Below are 16,378 nucleotides of genomic sequence, written 5' to 3' on the forward strand. Positions count from 1 at the left end.
GAGGATGCCGAAAACCTCAGAATGATCGAGGGACGGAGTTAATCAGCCTAACCTGGATCAGGCTGCTTCAGCGCGTAGCGTTCCCGCGGTTCGTTCACGCGTTTTTTTGCATCGTGGCTGATGTGCTGACTCAGCCAGGCGGCAAATTCAGCTTCGGACAGGCTGCCTTCGGCGAGGGCGATCATGGTGACGTACTTGTCCTCGTCAATGGCGACGAGATCGACGCCGTTGAGTGCAAGGAACACGCGATAGCAGACATGCGCCGTGCGCTTGTTGCCGTCGACGAAGGGATGATTGCGCGCCAGGCCAAAGGCGAGGCTGGCGGCGAGGTCGGCGAGATCCGGCGGCGGGTCGCCATAGGTATGCAGCTGCTGCGGTCGGGCGAGCGCGGAATCCAGCAGGTTCCCGTCGCGCGCGCCGCTGCCGCCGCCATGTTCGGCCAGCTGACGTTCGTGGATGGCGATGGCCAGCGGCCGTTCGATCCAGATGATCATGGTCGTCCGCCTATTGCGCCAGCTTGTGCAGGACGTTGCGGTCCTTGCGCATGATTTCCTCGGCCACTTCCATCTGCTTGGCCAGGGTCGGGTCGTAAGTGGTGAGCCGGATGCCATCAGGGGTTTCCAGCGCGAACAGCTCATCGCCTTTTTCCAGACGCAGACGGGCCAGCAGTTCGCGCGGCAGGATGACGCCGGCAGAGTTGCCGATGGTGGTGATCTTGAGCTTCATGGCGGCCTCCGGGGCAAGTTATAACGTATGTTATACGTCGACAGAGGCCTGGACGCAACGCCTCGGCACGGGAGGGCGATAGCCGCTTCGGTAGCCAGCAGGTGAAGCAAAAGGGCCGCACTTGCATGCGGCCCTTTTGCTTTTTTGCGAGGCTTGAAATTTCTACCAGATCTTCACCCGGTCCTTCGGCGCCAGGTACAGCTTCTGGCCGGGCTTGGGCGCGAACGCGTCGTACCACGCGTCGAGGTTGCGCACGGTCTGCGCGCGGAAGTTGCCGGGCGCGTGGCCGTCGCCGATCACCTGGGCACGCAGCGCGGCGGGCCGGGTCTTGGTGCGCCAGGACTGGGCGAACGCGAGGAAGAAGCGCTGGTCGCCGGTGATGCCGTCGATCACCGGTGCGGGCTTGCCGCCCAGCGACTTGTGATACGCGATCCAGGCGATGGTGAGGCCGGACACGTCGGCGATGTTCTCGCCCAGCGTCTGCTGGCCGTTGATGTGCAGGCCGGGCAGCGGCTCATACGCGTTGTACTGTTCGACCAGCTTCTGGCCGGTGGCCTTGAAGTGGGCCTGGTCTTCCGGCGTCCACCAGTTCGCCAGGCGGCCTTGCGCGTCGAACTCGGCACCGGTGTTGTCGAAGCTGTGGCTGATCTCATGGCCGATCACCGCGCCGATCGAGCCGTAGTTCGAGGCGGCATCGGCTTTCGGATCGAAGAATGGCGCTTCGAGGATCGCGGCGGGGAAGTTCAGCGCGTTCTGCAAGGGCAGGTTCACCGCGTTGACGGTCTGCGGCGTCATCCACCATTCGCCCTTGTCGACCGGCTGCCCGAGCTTGGCCAGCTGGTGCCGGTATTCGTGCTGTTCGGCGCGCAGGTGATTGCCGACCGGATCGTCGCGGCGGATCGTCAGGTCGGAGTAGTCGCGCCAGGTTTCCGGATAGCCGACGCCGACGCGCACTGTGGCGATCTTCGCCTTGGCCTTCTGCTTGGTGGCCGGCGTCATCCAGTCGAGTTGATCGACGCGGTCGGTGAACGCGGCGAGGATGTTGTCGACCATCTGCTTCACCTGCGCCTTGGACGAGGCCGGGAAGTATTTCTTCACGTAGATCCGGCCCACCGCATCGCCGAGGTCGCCGTTGAGCGCGCCGATCGCGCGCTTCCAGCGGGCGCGCTGTTTCGGCGTGCCCTGCAGCGTGTGGCCGTAGAACTCGAAACTCGCGTCGGCGAATGCCGGCGGCAGCAGGCCGGCGCTGTGATTGATGGTGTGGAAGATGAGGAAGGCTTTCCAGGTATCCAGCGGCTCGCTGGCGACCAGCGCGGAAATCCCGCGGATCGCACTCGGTTGCCACACGGTGATCTGCTTCTGCGTGTCGAGGCCCGCGGCGTGCAGGTACGCAGCCCAGTCCAGGCCTGGCGCCTTGCTGGCGAAGTCCGCCGTGTTCCAGGGGTTGTTGGCCTTGTGCACGTCTTCGCTGTCGACCAGGCTCTCCTGCGCCTTGGCGATCTTCATTTCCAGTTCGAACACGGCCTTCGCCTTGGCGTCCGCGTCGACGATGCCGGCGTTCTTCAGCTGGGCGGCGATGTAAGCCTGGTACTTGGCGCGGATGGCCGCCATGTCCTTGTCGGGGGCGAGGTAGTAGTCGCGGTTGGGCATGCCCAGGCCGCCCTGCAGCAGGTAAGCCACGTTGTGCGCGGAATCCTCCAGCCCCTGCGTGACGAACAGGCCGAACAGGTGCTCGGTGCTGAAGTTGGTCGCATTGATCGGATCGACGTCGGCGCGCAGCTGGCTGCCCAGCACGCTGGCGAGATCGGCCGGCGTCTTGATCGCGTCGATCTTCGCCAGCTCGGGCTTGAGCGGGCTCAGGCCATGTTTGGCGATGCCGGCCCGATCCATGAAGGCGGCGTAGTAGTCGGCGATCTTGCTTTCGTCGGAGCCGGCGTGCGCGTGGGCCGCGGCCGCCGCCTTGATCAGGTCGGCGTTGCGCTGCTCGGCCTTGTTGAATACCTGCAGGAAGATACCGGTGCTGGCACGGTCGGGCGGAATCACCGCGGTCTTGCGCCAGTTGCCGTTGGCGTAGCCGTCGAAGTCGTCGCCCGGTTTCACGCTGCGGTCCATGCCGGCCAGATCCACGCCGGCAGGACGGTCGGCAGCGTGCGGGGCCGGCGCGGGCATGGCCGCCCAGGCGCTCGGTCCGCACAGGACGGCGGCGGTCAGAATCCAACGGATGCGTTGCATGGTTTGATGTCCGGTAGGATGGAATGCCCACGATAGTCCGCCACCTTGCCGTTGTGGGCATGACTGATGGGCTAGCGATCGGAGGTTGCCCGCGCCGGACCGACGGCAAACCGGGTCAATGCGCGCTTTCGGCCGCCGCAGGACTGGCTTCGGCCGGCGTTCGGCATAGCGGCACCAGCAGCAGCGCCGCCACGAACATCCACGCCATCAGCCGGAACGCATCGTCGAACGCCAGCGTCGTGGCCGAGCGGGACACCAGCCTGCCGAGTTCGCCCTGTGCCATCAGCACGGCGTGCGCGGAATCGGTGGTGACCTGACCGATCCGGCCGGCCAGTTGTGCAATCACCTCGGGTGCGTTGCGGCCGCTTTCGCCCAGGCTTTCGCCGAAGCGGGCCGTGTGGATGCGGGTCTGGTCCTGCAGCCAGGTGTTGACCACCGCGATGCCGATCGCGCCGCCGAGGTTGCGCATCAGATTGAACAGGCCCGAGGCGTAGCGCAGATCGGCCATCGCGAAACCGTTCAGTGCCATGTTCACGCTCGGCACGATGCACAGCATAATCGCGAAGCCGCGCAGAACCTGCGGCCAGAACAGCGCGGCGAAGCCCCAGTCGGGCGTCATCGCCGAGAACAGCCACAGGCTGGCGGCGAACAGCAACAGCCCGGCGCTGATCGTCCAGCGCGCATCGATCCGTTGCGACAGCCGCGCCGCGAGTACCGTGCTGGCGATCTGTGCGACGCCGGTGACGAACACCGTGGTGCCGATCTGCAGGCTGTTGTAGCCGCGCACGCGGCCCAGGAACACCGGGACCAGATAAGTCGCCGCGTACAGTCCGAAGCCGATCGCCAGGCTGAACAGGCAGGCGAACACGAAGTTGCGCTGGCGGAACGGCGACAGCCGCACGATCGGATCGGACGAGCGGAACGAGCGCTCCAGGAACAGCACGAAGCCGACCAGCGACAGCCACGCTGCGGTGGCGATGGTCGGGTCGCCCAGCCATTCGTGGCGCGGGCCTTCCTCCAGCACGTATTCGAGCCCGCCGAGAAACACCGCCATGGCGGCCAGGTGCACGTAGTCGATCTTCTTCAGCATCGCCAGATTGGGCCGGTCCACCTTGACCAGCAGCGCCGACAACACAGTCACCAGGATGCCCGGCACGATGTTGACGTAGAAGATCGAGCGCCAGCCGACCGCCTCGGTGAGCCAGCCGCCCACCGTCGGCCCGAGCGTCGGCGCCAGCACCGAGACCATGCCGAGGATCGCCGGGATCAGCGCGCGCTGCTTGCCGGTGAACAGGGCGAAGCCGGTGGCGAACACGGTGGGCACCATGGCGCCGCCGACGAAGCCCTGGATGACCCGGAACACGGTCATCGACTGGATGTCCCAGGCCATCCCGCACAGCGCGCTGGCCAGCGTGAAGCTGCCGGCCGACAGCGCGAACAGCCAGCGCGTGGACAGCGCCTGCGCGAGAAAGGCGGCGAACGGAATCATCACCAGTTCGGCCATCAGGTAGCCGGTCTGCACCCAGCTGATTTCATCCGGCCCGGCCGACAGGCCCGCCTGCACGTCGTTGAGCGAGGCGGCCACGATCTGGATGTCGATCAGCGCCATGAACATGCCGAACGCCATCACCCCGAAGATGAGGAACTTGCGCGCCAGCGGCAGCTCGGCGGGCGCGATGGGTGTCGATAGGGAAAGGGTCGCGGAGGTATTCACGGGCAGCTCTTGCATTGTCGGGAAATCATAATATGATGTTGATCATATAAAAAGCGAGGCGGTCATGCGCTACGACACCGAACACAAGCAGAAGACCCGCGCCACCGTGCTGCAGGCCGCGGCGAAGGCGATCCGCGCCGACGGCCCGGATCGTGTCGGCGTGGCCGGCGTGATGGCCGAGGCGGGATTGACCCACGGCGGCTTCTACGCCCATTTCAAGTCCAAGGACGAACTGGTCGCCGCCGCGATCGGCCAGATGTTCGAGGACGCGCGCGCGCGGCTGGAGCACGACACCGCAGGACGGAGTCCGGCCGAGGGCCTGGCGGCCTATATCGACTTCTATCTCTCGAAGAAACACCGTGACGCGCGCAGCTTCGGATGCCCGATGGCGGCGCTGGCTTCGGACGTGCCGCGGCTGGCGGACCCGGCGCGCGAGCAGTTCGTCACTGGCGTGCGGCAGTCCACCATCCGACTCGGCGAGAAGCTGGCCGGGTTGGGACATGCGGCGGCCGAGGCCGAGGCGCGCTCGATGATGGCCGAGCTGATCGGCGCCCTCTCGCTGGCGCGGATCGAGACGGATGCGAAGCGCTCGGATGCGATCCTTGCCGCCTCGCGCGCGCAGTTGAAGCAGCGCTTCGGGCTGCCGTCATGAACATGCCCGGCGAAATCCCTGTCCGTCCCGTCGATGCAATCAGCCGGCTGCATGCCTCGGTCACCTCCACCTTTCGAGTGATGAAACGATGAGCGCCGACGCCGCACCACGCACGGCAGTCGTCGAACAGCCGGCAACGCCACGCACGCCGTGGTCGCGCAAACCGTTGCTCGCCGCCGTCGTGGCGCTGGTCATCGCGATCGTCGGCGCGCTCTGGATCGCCGTTCCCAAGCGCAGCGTATCCACCGACAACGCCTACCTGCAGGCCGACAGTTCGGTCGTGGCCCCGAAGGTGCGCGGGCTGGTGGCCGATGTGCTGGTACGGCACGACCAGCACGTGCATCGGGGCGATCCGCTGGTGCGCATCGATGCCGAGGAGTTCAACGCGAAGGTGGCGTCGGCGCGCGCCGAACTGCGGAACGCGCTATCCGGCGTTGCGGCGGCAGACGCCGCCCTGGTGGCGCTGGATGCGGAAGAGCAGCTTGCCGGTTCCAACGTGCGCGCGGCGCAGACGTCGATCCGCTCGTCCGACGCCCAGCAGGCGCTGGCCGAGGCCGACAGCCGGCGTTACGACGCCCTGGTCGTCAGTGGCGCGGTGGCGCGACGCGACGTGGAGCAGTTCCACGCCGCCGCCGTCACCGCCCAGGCAAACGCGGACCACAGCCGGGCGGAGTTCGCGGTGAGCCGTGATCAGGCGACGTTGACGCATGCCAAGCGGCTGACCCTGCAGGCCACCCTGGCGCAGGCCGAAGCGGCAGTGGCGAGCGCGAAAGCCGCGCTCGATCTGGCGCGGCAGGACCAGACCAACACGCTGGTACGTGCGCCGATCGACGGGGTGGTCGGTGACCGCCAGGTCGAACCCGGCGACTACGTGCAGCCCGGCACGCGCCTGCTCACCGTGGTGCCGCTGGACGCGCTGTACGTGATCGCCAACTTCAAGGAAACCCAGACCGCGCGCATGGTGGTCGGCCAGACCGCCAGCGTCGAGGTGGACGCCTTGCCCGGCCGGACATTGAAAGGCCACGTGGAAAGTTTTGCGCCCGGTTCCGGTTCGCAGTTCTCGCTGCTGCCGTTCGAGCCGGGTACCGGCAACTTCACCAAGATCGTGCAGCGCGTGCCGGTGCGCATCCGTTTCGAGGCCGGGCAAGCTGCGCTGACACGGCTGCGTCCCGGACTTTCCAGTACGGTCACCGTGCAACTGAATGCATCCCCTGCCGCACAAGCCTCGCGCTGAGCACGCGGCATTCCCTCTCTCCTTGCCAAGGTATCGATCCATGAAAATCAACAACAGCATTGCCTTCGTCACCGGTGCCAATCGCGGGCTCGGGCTCGCCTACGCCAAGGCGCTGCTTGCCGCCGGTGCGCGCAAGGTCTACGCCGGTGCACGCGATCCATCCAGCGTGCCCGTGCTCGAAGGCCTGGTGCCGGTCCGGCTCGACGTGAACAACGCCGGTGACATCGCCGCCGCTGCCGCGCAGTGCGGCGACGTCGATCTGCTGATCAACAACGCCGGCATCATCGGCGACGAGCCGCTGCTCGGCGAGAACGGTGTGGAGGCATTGCACAACGTGCTCGACACCAACCTCTACGGCGTGCTGGCGATGAGCCGCGCCTTCGCGCCGGTGCTGCGCGCCAACGGCGGCGGCGCGCTGGTCAACATGTTGTCCGCGCTGAGCTGGGCGAGCCTGCCGGGCACCGGGGCGTACTCGGTTTCGAAGGCGGCGGCCTGGGCACTCACCAACGGCCTGCGCAACGAGCTGCGCGGGCAGGGCACGCAGGTGGTCGGCGTGCACGCCGGCTATATCGATACCGACATGGTGAAGGACGTCGACAGCCCGAAATCGCGGCCGGAGGATATTGCGCAGGCCGTGCTTGCCGGTATCGAGGCGGGCGACTCCGAGGTGCTGGCCGACGATACCGCCAGGCACGTCAAGGCAGGATTCAGCGCGACACCCTCGCTGTACCTGGGTTGAGCCAGGTCACTTTTCGTAGCGGTAGTTGAAGCTGGCGCGGCTGAAATCGGTGGCCTGTTGGGCCTCGAAGTTCCAGCGCTTGCTGAAGCGGTAGCGCAGGGTGATGACTTCGCCCGGCTCGAACAGGCCGACGCCGTAGCTGAGATAGAGTCGCGGCGACAGGTACTTGCCGACGGTGAATGCCGAGCTGCCGCCGAGCGCTTCGTTGCTGGACACGCCGATGTCATCGACGCCGAGCCTGGAGCCGATGCGCTTGGCCAGCAGATCGCCGCCGGCGGAACCCAGCGCCTGCGCCGCCGCACTGACCATGCTGCCTTCGCCGCCCTTCACCTCGGACAGCGGCTTGCCGGTGATCAGATAGGACAGCGCATCGGACTGTTCCATCACCGGGTTGGAGAACACCGTGAGGATCGGCCGCTGCGCCGTGCCGGATACCAGCAGGCCGACCTGCTGGCCTTCGTCGATGGTGGCGTTCGGGTTGAGCTTGCGCACGGCGCGGATGTTGAGTCCCGGATTGTCGATCGGCGTGCTGGCGAACAGCAGTTGGCCGCGCTGGATCTGCAGGTTCTGACCGTAGGCGCGATAAGTGCCGTCGACTGCGAGCTGGCCTTGTCCGGTGGTGGCGCGGCCGGGACGTTCGCTGACCGTCAGCAGGCCGGTCACGCGGCCGTCCAGGCCCATGCCGACGATATGCGTCTTCTGCCCGAGATCCACTTTGACCAGTGCGCTGATCGGCAGCTTGCTGGCGGCCTGTTCTTGTTTCTCCTGGTCGACCACGACCACGTCAGGCGACGCCTTGGTGGCGCCGGCGCCGGGCAGCTTCTCGGTATTCACATCGGCGCTGTCGACGCTGAGGCTGCCGCCGATGTCGATGCCCTTGGCGTCCTGTTTCACGATCAGGTCGGGCGTGACCACCACTTTCGCGGCCGGAATGTCGGCGGCGGTGAACTGGCTGCCCTTGAGCGTGATGGCGGTCTGGCTGCCCTGGCCGGTACCGTCGGCGCCGAGGCCGGCGCTGCCATGGATCGCCAGCGTACCCTTGCCTGACTGCACGCTGCCGTCGAGCAGGAACTGGCGGGCGTCGGTAGTGCTGACGCTCAAGTGGCCCTGGGTCAGCTTGAGTCCGGCCGAGGGTACTTCGGCCGCGAATCCGCGCACGTTGGCCTGGCCGGTGATCGCCGGTTGTTTGAGCGTGCCGGCGAAACGGAAGTTGCCCTCGGCGCTGCCTTTGACGGTGGCCACTTCGCTGCTGAACAGCTCGATGACGGCGAGATTGTTCAGGCGCAGATCCAGTTGTCCGCCCAGCGCCTGCTGTGCGCCGGCGATCGTGACCTGGCCGTCCAGACGGCCGCCGTCGTCGAGACCGCTGTGCACGTCGATGCGCTGGCTGGCGGGTGCGAGTTCGGCGTTCAGGCGCAGCTGGTCGTAGCGCAACAGCGGCGCATCCGCCTGACTGGTGTAGGTGATGCTGCCGCGTGCCGAGCTGATCGAGACGTCGCCGCTGAGCGCGCCGGCGGCACTGCGGCGGATTTTCCCGCTGCCTTCCAGGATGCCGTCGGCGCGCATCGGCAGGTCGGCGTCGCCTGCCGCGTTCATCAGCAGCGCCAGCGGCAGCGCATGCAGCCGGTAGCTGGCGTCGAGATTGCCGGGCTTGTCCTGTTTCGCCGCCACGCACAGCTGCGGATCGCCGGCGCTCAGGCATGTTTCGGCCAGGCTCATCGCGCCGTCGTCGTAGCTCAGTTGCGCTGGCCGCCGCAGGCGCCAGCCGGGCATGCCCTGCGGCTCCAGGTCGAGGGTGGCGAGCGTGCCGTTCCATGCCGGACCTTTCATGGCACCGTGCAAGGCCAGCTTGCCGGAGAGCTGGGTGCCGCGTGCGTCCACACTCAGCCGATGGTCGCCCTGGCTGCCTTCGGCGAGCAGGTCGATGTGCTGAAACGTCAGCCCTTGCAGGTACACGTTGCTGGTCTGCAGATCCAGCTTGCCGGCCAGGCGGCTGATGTCGGGCAGGCCGACGATCAAGTGCATAGAGTCCGCCTTCTGTTGCCGCCAGGCCAGCGAGCGGCCCTGCAACTGGCCATTGATGCTGAGCTTCGGCTGTTTGCCGCGGATGGTGAAATGGCCGTCCAGACGGCCGCTGGCATCCGGCAGCCAGTCGCCCAGCGAGGCAATCGCCAGTTGCAGGTCCGCGTCGTTCTCGGCGCCCGGACGGGCATCCAGTTTCACGCTGCTGCCGCCCGAGGCGAGGTTGAGCTGGCCGTCGATCACCTGGTTCGATGACAGGTGCAGCTTGCCGTTGCCGCTGACCGCACGGTCGCGCAGCTTGCCGGCCAGTTTGCGGATTTCCAGCGTGGCGTCGGGGCCATGCTTCGGCAGCTTGCCGGTGCTGGCGATGTCGAAGTCCAGCGCGCCGTTCCAGCCGGCAAACAGCTGACCGGGATCGAAACGGCGGGCGCTGGCCTCGGCCTGCCACGCAAATACCGGTTGCAAGGTCAGCGTGCCGTTGGCCTGCACGCCGCCTTGCGGTTGCTTCAATGCCAGCGTGTGCATCGCGATCAGCTGCGTGGTGCCGTCGAGGTTCAGTGCCAGCTTCGCCAGCTTGCCGGGCGGCCCGATCTCGACATCGCCTTCGGCGTGGTACTTGTCGGCCGTGCCGCCGGCCTCGAGTTCGCCGTGGCTGGCCAGCACCTGGCCGACCAGCTCCTGCGGCAGCAGCAGATCGTTCCAGCGAATGTCGAGCTGGGCACTGAGCGGCTTCGCATCGAGCTGCACCACGCCGCTGGCGGCGACGCTGCCCTTGATCTGCGGCGAGCCGAGACCGAGCTGCTGCAAGGTCAGTGTGTTGAAGTCGCGGCTGAACTGCGCGCGCAGCGGCTGCAGCAACAGCTGGTAGTCGTTGAGATCGAGCCTGCCATCGAGCGCGCCGCCGTAGCGGTCGCCATGACCTTGCACCGCAACCGCCAGCGCCTTCAGCGAGCTGGCGCCCAGCAGCGGCTTCGGGTCGAAACGCGGCACGTCGAGCTTGCCGGTCCAGGCGTAGTCGCCGCCCTGGCTCAGATCCAGCTGCAGCTGCACGACGGTCGGCGTGCCGAGCTCGAGCTCGAAACGTGCCTGCCTGCTGTCGCTGTGCGCGACGAGGTTGCCGGCGTAGTCGGTGTCGCCGAGCTTCCACGCGAAGTCGGCCTTGCCGTCGCCCTGGTAACCGTTGCCGATCGCCAACGTGCCGGCGAGATCGACGTGGCCTTCCGGTGCCTGCAGGTCGAGCCGGCCCAGTTCGATGCCGCGGCGGGTCCAGCTGCCGGCCAGGTCGAGCTGGTTGGAGGCAAACAAGAGCTGGCTGTCCCGGGTCACCTTCACCGTGCCGATGCGGGCGCGATCGAGGATCAGCTCGACCGGCGGCTGCAGCGAGAAGCTGCCGGAGCTTGGCGTCTGATCCGGTGTCGGCTTGGGCAACGCCACCTCGACGCCATCGACATCCAGCACGAGTACATGCACGCGTCTGGCCAGCAGCGCCCAGGCGCGCAGGTCCAGATGGGCCTTGGCCACGTTCGCCACGGTGCCCTTGCCGTCGTCGTAGCGCACGCCGACCAGATCCAGTGGACCGATTAGCCGTCCCTGCGCATGTTGCACGCGCAGTGCGCCCGCGCTGGCGGCCTGCACCCGCGCCAACGCGAAGCGCAGGCCGGCTCCGGTGCCGAGCAGCCAGCCGGCGGTGACGGCGAGCAGCAGCACGACCAGCAGCAGTCCGCCGCCCAGCCAGCGCAGCCAGCGGCGGCGGTGGGGAGCGGTGGTGCTGGTCTTGGTCGTCTTGCTCATCTCAGAAGTCCGGCCCGATCACCAGGTGCAGCTCGATGCCATGGTTGCGCGAGTCGTGGATTGGCGTGCCCAGGTCGACGCGGATCATGCCGACCGGCGACAGCCAGCGAACGCCCAGGCCGGCACCGATCTTCGGACGATAGTCGATGCCGCTGAACGCATTGCCGGCATCGACGAACGCGGCCATGCCCCAGTTGCGCGTGAAGTAATGCTCGACCTCGGTGCTGGCCACCAGCAGGCTCTTGCCGCCGATCACGCGGTCTTCGCTGTTGCGCGGACCGATCGACTGGTAGCCGTAGCCGCGCACCGAGCGATCGCCGCCGGCGAAGAAGCGCAACTGGGGCGGCAGTGCGGTGAAATCGTTGGTCCAGGTGTAGCCGGCGCTGCCGCGCAGGATCAGCCGGTTGCGCTTCTGTGCGCCGAACGCGCGTATCCATTTCGCGTCGGCGGCGAGCTGGCTGAAGCTGGCGTCGGACAGCAGCGTGCCGGCGGTGCTGCTGGCGGTCAGGTTGATCGACCAGCCGCGGCGCGCGAACGTCGGGTTGTCGACCTGCTTGCGCGACAGCGACGCCTCGCCGAACACCAGCGTGCTGCGGCCATGCTCGATGCCTGGCGTGCTATCCGGCTCATTGTCGTGCTTGCCGACGGTGAACGTGCCGGACAGCGCGTGCACGCCGAGCGTGCGCGTCCAGCCATGCCACAGGCGAGTCTCGTTGCCGACCAGCTCGAGTGTGCGCGATTGCGAGGTGGTGGTATTCGCGTCACGGAATTTGGCGCCGAAGTTGAAGCTGCGCTGGTTGTCGCCGGGCATCGGGATCGAGTACAGCGTGGACAGCGTCTTCAGCCGCTGCGCCACGACCAGCTCGTTCTTCCACTTGTGCCCGCGCCGGTTGACCCAGCGCCGCTCCATCCCGCCGCGCAGGCCGAAGCCGGTATCGGTACCGATGAACGGACCGCCGGTATAGATCGTGCGCTTGGCCGGCGCCAGCTGCACGGTGACGTCGACCACGCCGTTCTTCGCCTCGTCCGCGTCCGGCAGCACATTCACCACGGCGAAATAGTCCGCGCCGTTCAGTGCCTGCTGCAGTTCCAGCAGCTGATCCTGCGAGAAGTAGTCGCCGGACTTGAACGGCACGTAGCGGTCGAGGAAGCCGTCGTCGAACTGCGAGCCTTCGAAATGCACCCGGCCGTAGCGATAGCGCGGGCCTGCCTGCCACGCCAGCTTGATCGAGGCGCTGTGGTTGGCGCGCGTCACCTCGACCCGATGGGTGAGCAGGCGGGCGTCGAGAAAACCATTGGCGGTGAGTTGTGCGCTCAGCGCGTCGCGGGCGGCATCGTAGGCGCCGTGGTCCAGCGTCTTGCCCCTCAGTTGCCCGAGCGCGCGCTGCGCGCGCCGAATCGGCGCGATCCCGTCAGCCGTCTTGTCCAACTGCACGTCGACCGCGGTGACCTTCACCGGCTCGCCGGGTCTTACGTGCAGCGTGACGCGCCAGTCCTTGCCGACCTGCTGCAGGTCGCCGGTGACGATGGCATCGTAGTAGCCGTACGGTTCCAGCGAGGACTTCGCCTGCCCGGGTGCGCGCTCGTAGAGGCGGCGCATCTGCGCATCGCTGACATCGCGGATCGCGTATTGCGAAAGTTCGACGCCGGCGATCACCGCGCCTTTCAACGGATCCGCCACACCATCCACCGTCAGCTGCACGCCGGCCCGGGCCTGTGTCGACAACAGCACCACCGGCAGCAACAGCAAGCTCAGGCGTCGGGGGATTCGGCGCATGCGTGGGGGTTCCGTCCTTGCGGGGGTCTTCACGGGGTGAGGGCAGCTTACCCAAGTCGATGTTGGCTGGGTATGAATGCCGCCGGTTACCTCGTTACATGAGCCAGAGCGTCATCCTTGATCTGCTGATGTCGCCGAGGCGACATCAACCGGCCTTGTCGCCCGCCTTGTGCGCGATCCACGCGCCGATCACTGCCGATACATAGGGAATCGACTGCGCAGCGAGGATGAACATCCACAAGGTGCCCTCGATGTAGTGCGTGCCGTAGCTCAACGCCATGCCGACGATGCACAGCATCAATGCCACGGCCATCAGCAGCTCTTCGCGCACCGGCGCGAACGCGGCGAAGTTGCTGCCGCCCAGGCGCCGGCTCTTGGCGGTGACCACGAACGAGGTCTTCTCGCGGGTCAGGCCGTGCAGGATGCCGCGGGCGATCGCATGCGACAACCCCATGCTGGCCAGCGACGCCATCAGCGTGTCGTACCAGCTGCACGGCACGCGGGCGCGGTACAGCACGATGCCGAAGATCGCCTTGGCGAAGAAGAAGCCGATCACCGGGATCAGGAACAGCTGCATCGGCAGGCTGAAGTACTGCGGATAGGCCACCATGCCGGCGGTCCAGAACAGCGCCATCAAGGTGAAGATCAGGTGCAGCGCATCGGCGAACCAGCTGAACCAGCCGGTGAGGAAGTGGAAGCGCTGGCCCGCGCTGAGCGGACCCTTCTGGGTCATCCAGCTCCAGCGCCCCTTGAGGATCTGCATCGCGCCGAACGCCCAGCGGTAGCGCTGGCTCTTGTAGGCCTTGAAGTCGGCCGGGGTCAGGCCCTTGCCCATCAGTTCATCGACGTAGACCAGCTCGTAGCCGGAGTGCATCAGGCGCAGGCCCAGCTCCGCATCCTCGCAGATCGTCCATTCCGACCAGCCGCCGGTGCCTTCCAGCGCGGTACGCCGCACCATCGTCATGGTGCCGTGCTGGATGATCGCGTTGCGCTCGTTGCGATGGTGCATGCCGATGCGGAAGAAGCCGTCGTACTCCCACGCGGTCATCCGCCGGAATGCGTTGTGCTCGAACTCGCGGTGCGCCTGCGGGCACTGCACCACGGCCACCTTGGGGTCGTGGAAGTAGCCGGTGAGGGCCGCCAGCCAGTCGGCGCGTACCTCGTAGTCGGCATCGATTACCGCCACCACGTCGGCTTGCGGGTCGGTTTCCTTCAGGCCGAAGTTCAGGGCGCCGGCCTTGTAGCCGGGCCACGGTTCCAGATGGAAAAAGCGGAAGCGCTTGCCTAGCTGTTCGCAATATGCCTGCACCGGCTTCCACACCGCCGGATCCTTGGTGTTGTTGTCGATCACCAGCACTTCGAAATTGGCGTAGTCGAGCGCCGCCAGCGAATCGAGCGTGATGATCACCATCTCCGGCGGCTCGTTGTAGCAGGCCAGGTGGATCGACACGAACGGCTGCTTCTCCGGCGGATCGGGCGTCAGCATGCCGGCGTGGCGCATCCACTCGCGCCGCCACAGCACCTCGGTGAATTCGAAACCGTTGATCAGCAGGATCGCCAGGATCGCGATCTGGGCCGGGAACAACAGCACCAGCATGGTCCAGTCGATCCAGCTCAGGTAGAAATTGAACGGCAGCGTGGCCGACCAGGTGATCAGGCCGCAGGCGAGCTGGATCAGCATGCAGAAGAACAGTCGTCCCATCAGCTTGAAGCGGCTGAAGCGGCGGGCGAAGAAGATCATCGGCAGCAGCGCCAGCAGGCTGGCCGCGATGGCCTTCCAGGGCCAGCCGGTGTCTTCCGTCACCGGACCGGTGAACGGGAATTTCGGCTGGCGATCGGCGTTGAAGATGCCCCAGTACGCCTCGGTGCGGCCCGACAGCTGCTCCTTCCACGGCTGGTCGAACGCTTCCATCAGGTAGTAGTCGATGTTGCGCTGCTTCGCCGCGAGCAGCCACTCGCGGATGAAGATCGCCTCGTTCGATACCGACGGATCGGCATGCTCGTGGCGGTCGCCGTTGGACGGCCAGCCGATCTCGCCGACCACGATGTGCTTGTAGGGAAAGCGTTGCTGCAACATCTGGTATGAACCCAGTGCCGCGGCGAGCGCCGCGCCGTTGGCTACCGGCACGCCGTTCCAGAACGGAAAGATGTGGATGGTGATGAAGTCGACATGATCGGCCAGCTCCGGATACTTGAGCCAGATGTAGTCGGGCTCGGCGATCGACACCGGCTGGTGCACGGCGGCACGCACGCGATCGAGGTAGGTCATCATCTGCGCGGGCGTGAGTTCGCCGCGGAACAGTACCTCGTTGCCCACGATCACCCGCTTGATCGAGCCGGGAAAATGACGCGCCATCGCGATCAGCGTGTCGATCTCCTTTTCGTTGTTCTCCATCCGGCGGCCGATCTCGGCGCCGGCCAGCACTTCCAGGCCATCCTTCTCGGCCAGCCGGTAGGTCTGCGGATTGACCTGCATCGAATAGGTGCGGATGCGGTCGGAGTATTTCGCGACCAGCTTGAGATCGTGGTCGATCTCCTCGTCGGTGGGATAGTCCTGCTTGATCGGGTCCTGGTAGCGCTGGAACGCGGAGAACGCGAAGCCGCCGATCTTGCCGTGCCAGTCTTCCGGACCGTGCGGCAAGTTGCCCCACCACCACAGCCCGATGTTCATCGCGGCCACGATCAGGGCGAGCAGGATCGCGGTGAGCAGCGGATACCGACTGTTGTGGTTTGTTGCGGTGGCGCTCAAAAAAATCCCCGGAGGAAGCCTGCGCAACAGGCGATGAAGCCCGAGGAGCTTAACCAATGCATGGCAGTAGGCTCAACAAGGATCGTCCGCCGCGGTCAGCGCAAGGTCAGCCCCGGTGGGAGATTCGACTTCCCGCAACCGTCCACCTGCTCCGGCCACCGCATGGTCACGAAGCACGAAAAGCGGCGGCGCATGGCGATCCTGCCATCTGATTTCGCGGGGCTCCGGACGCGCCTACCTCAGCAGCGAGCGCAGCATCCATGCGGTCTTCTCGTGTTCCTTCAACCGGCCGGTGACCATGTCGGCGGTGCCTTCGTCGCCGGCGGCATCGGCGGCCTTGATGGTGGCGCGGGCGGTATGAGCGGCGATCTCGTGGCCTTCGACCAGCTGGTTCACCATCTCCTTCCACTCCGGCACGCCGGCTTCCTCCTTGATCGAGGTGAGCTTGCCGAACTGGCTGTAGGAGCCGGGAGCGAACACATCCAGCGTGCGGATGCGCTCGGCCACTTCGTCGGCGGCCAGCCACAGTTCGTTGTATTGGGTCTCGAACATGGCATGCAGGCTGTTGAACTGCGGGCCGGTGACGTTCCAGTGGAAGCTGTGCGTCTTCAGGTACAGCGAATAGGTGTCGGCCAGCAGCTTGGACAGATGCCTGGCGACCGCCTCACGGTCTTTTCTGGCGATACCGATGGAAATGGCCATGTGCTGCTCCTTCCGGGGTGGGATGTGATGGATGGACAGT

Annotated in this window: 11 protein-coding genes; 3 read left to right on the top strand and 8 right to left on the bottom strand. The window is 66.3% G+C overall.

The window, feature by feature from the left end; translation table 11 throughout:
* Positions 1-47 precede the first annotated feature (47 nt).
* From ACFPPB_RS14505 to ACFPPB_RS14520, 4 genes are all read right to left on the bottom strand, one after another.
* Positions 48-494 (bottom strand): type II toxin-antitoxin system death-on-curing family toxin, encoded by a 447-nt coding sequence (locus ACFPPB_RS14505; RefSeq protein ID WP_377328306.1) that lies wholly within the window; start codon positions 492-494, stop codon positions 48-50.
* Positions 495-504: 10 nt separating this feature from the next.
* On the bottom strand, positions 505-726 hold the full coding sequence (locus ACFPPB_RS14510) for an AbrB/MazE/SpoVT family DNA-binding domain-containing protein (protein WP_377328308.1): 222 nt from the start codon (positions 724-726) through the stop codon (positions 505-507).
* A gap of 162 nt (positions 727-888) precedes the next feature.
* Complete coding sequence (locus ACFPPB_RS14515) at positions 889-2,958, bottom strand: M13 family metallopeptidase (RefSeq protein ID WP_377328310.1); 2,070 nt, start codon at positions 2,956-2,958, stop codon at positions 889-891.
* 115 nt (positions 2,959-3,073) lie between these two features.
* Positions 3,074-4,672 carry a DHA2 family efflux MFS transporter permease subunit gene (locus ACFPPB_RS14520; protein ID WP_377328312.1) on the bottom strand — a complete coding sequence of 533 codons (1,599 nt, stop codon included), beginning with the start codon at positions 4,670-4,672 and terminating at the stop codon, positions 3,074-3,076.
* Between the two features lie 64 nt (positions 4,673-4,736).
* On the opposite strand from ACFPPB_RS14520, the gene ACFPPB_RS14525 reads away from it, so the two are divergent.
* The 3 genes from ACFPPB_RS14525 to ACFPPB_RS14535 all read left to right on the top strand — a co-directional run bounded on the left by ACFPPB_RS14525 (position 4,737) and on the right by ACFPPB_RS14535 (position 7,297).
* Positions 4,737-5,324, top strand: a complete 588-nt coding sequence (locus ACFPPB_RS14525; RefSeq protein ID WP_140653151.1) for a TetR/AcrR family transcriptional regulator — start codon at positions 4,737-4,739, stop codon at positions 5,322-5,324.
* Positions 5,325-5,412: 88 nt separating this feature from the next.
* Positions 5,413-6,558: an HlyD family secretion protein gene (locus tag ACFPPB_RS14530; RefSeq protein ID WP_377328314.1), complete on the top strand. Its 1,146-nt coding sequence runs from the start codon at positions 5,413-5,415 to the stop codon at positions 6,556-6,558.
* A gap of 40 nt (positions 6,559-6,598) precedes the next feature.
* On the top strand, positions 6,599-7,297 hold the full coding sequence (locus ACFPPB_RS14535) for an SDR family oxidoreductase (protein WP_377328316.1): 699 nt from the start codon (positions 6,599-6,601) through the stop codon (positions 7,295-7,297).
* Positions 7,298-7,303: 6 nt separating this feature from the next.
* Here ACFPPB_RS14535 and ACFPPB_RS14540 read toward each other — a convergent pair whose 3' ends face one another.
* The 4 genes from ACFPPB_RS14540 to ACFPPB_RS14555 form a co-directional block, all read right to left on the bottom strand.
* Complete coding sequence (locus ACFPPB_RS14540) at positions 7,304-11,110, bottom strand: translocation/assembly module TamB domain-containing protein (protein WP_377328318.1); 3,807 nt, start codon at positions 11,108-11,110, stop codon at positions 7,304-7,306.
* A gap of 1 nt (position 11,111) precedes the next feature.
* Complete coding sequence (locus ACFPPB_RS14545) at positions 11,112-12,887, bottom strand: autotransporter assembly complex protein TamA (RefSeq protein ID WP_377328320.1); 1,776 nt, start codon at positions 12,885-12,887, stop codon at positions 11,112-11,114.
* A 145-nt stretch (positions 12,888-13,032) separates the two neighbouring features.
* On the bottom strand, positions 13,033-15,636 hold the full coding sequence (locus ACFPPB_RS14550; protein WP_377328322.1) for a glycosyltransferase: 2,604 nt from the start codon (positions 15,634-15,636) through the stop codon (positions 13,033-13,035).
* 234 nt (positions 15,637-15,870) lie between these two features.
* Positions 15,871-16,338, bottom strand: a complete 468-nt coding sequence (locus ACFPPB_RS14555) for a Dps family protein (RefSeq protein WP_377328324.1) — start codon at positions 16,336-16,338, stop codon at positions 15,871-15,873.
* Positions 16,339-16,378 lie beyond the last annotated feature (40 nt).

The organism is Rhodanobacter terrae (assembly GCF_042657005.1).
Classification (GTDB): domain Bacteria; phylum Pseudomonadota; class Gammaproteobacteria; order Xanthomonadales; family Rhodanobacteraceae; genus Rhodanobacter; species Rhodanobacter terrae.

Coding starts and splice junctions, on each gene's coding strand:
- ACFPPB_RS14505 (WP_377328306.1), bottom strand. CDS start 494: ATGATCATCTGGATCGAACGGCCGCTGGCCATCGCCATCCACGAACGT.
- ACFPPB_RS14510 (WP_377328308.1), bottom strand. CDS start 726: ATGAAGCTCAAGATCACCACCATCGGCAACTCTGCCGGCGTCATCCTG.
- ACFPPB_RS14515 (WP_377328310.1), bottom strand. CDS start 2,958: ATGCAACGCATCCGTTGGATTCTGACCGCCGCCGTCCTGTGCGGACCG.
- ACFPPB_RS14525 (WP_140653151.1), top strand. CDS start 4,737: ATGCGCTACGACACCGAACACAAGCAGAAGACCCGCGCCACCGTGCTG.
- ACFPPB_RS14530 (WP_377328314.1), top strand. CDS start 5,413: ATGAGCGCCGACGCCGCACCACGCACGGCAGTCGTCGAACAGCCGGCA.
- ACFPPB_RS14535 (WP_377328316.1), top strand. CDS start 6,599: ATGAAAATCAACAACAGCATTGCCTTCGTCACCGGTGCCAATCGCGGG.
- ACFPPB_RS14540 (WP_377328318.1), bottom strand. CDS start 11,110: ATGAGCAAGACGACCAAGACCAGCACCACCGCTCCCCACCGCCGCCGC.
- ACFPPB_RS14545 (WP_377328320.1), bottom strand. CDS start 12,887: ATGCGCCGAATCCCCCGACGCCTGAGCTTGCTGTTGCTGCCGGTGGTG.
- ACFPPB_RS14555 (WP_377328324.1), bottom strand. CDS start 16,338: ATGGCCATTTCCATCGGTATCGCCAGAAAAGACCGTGAGGCGGTCGCC.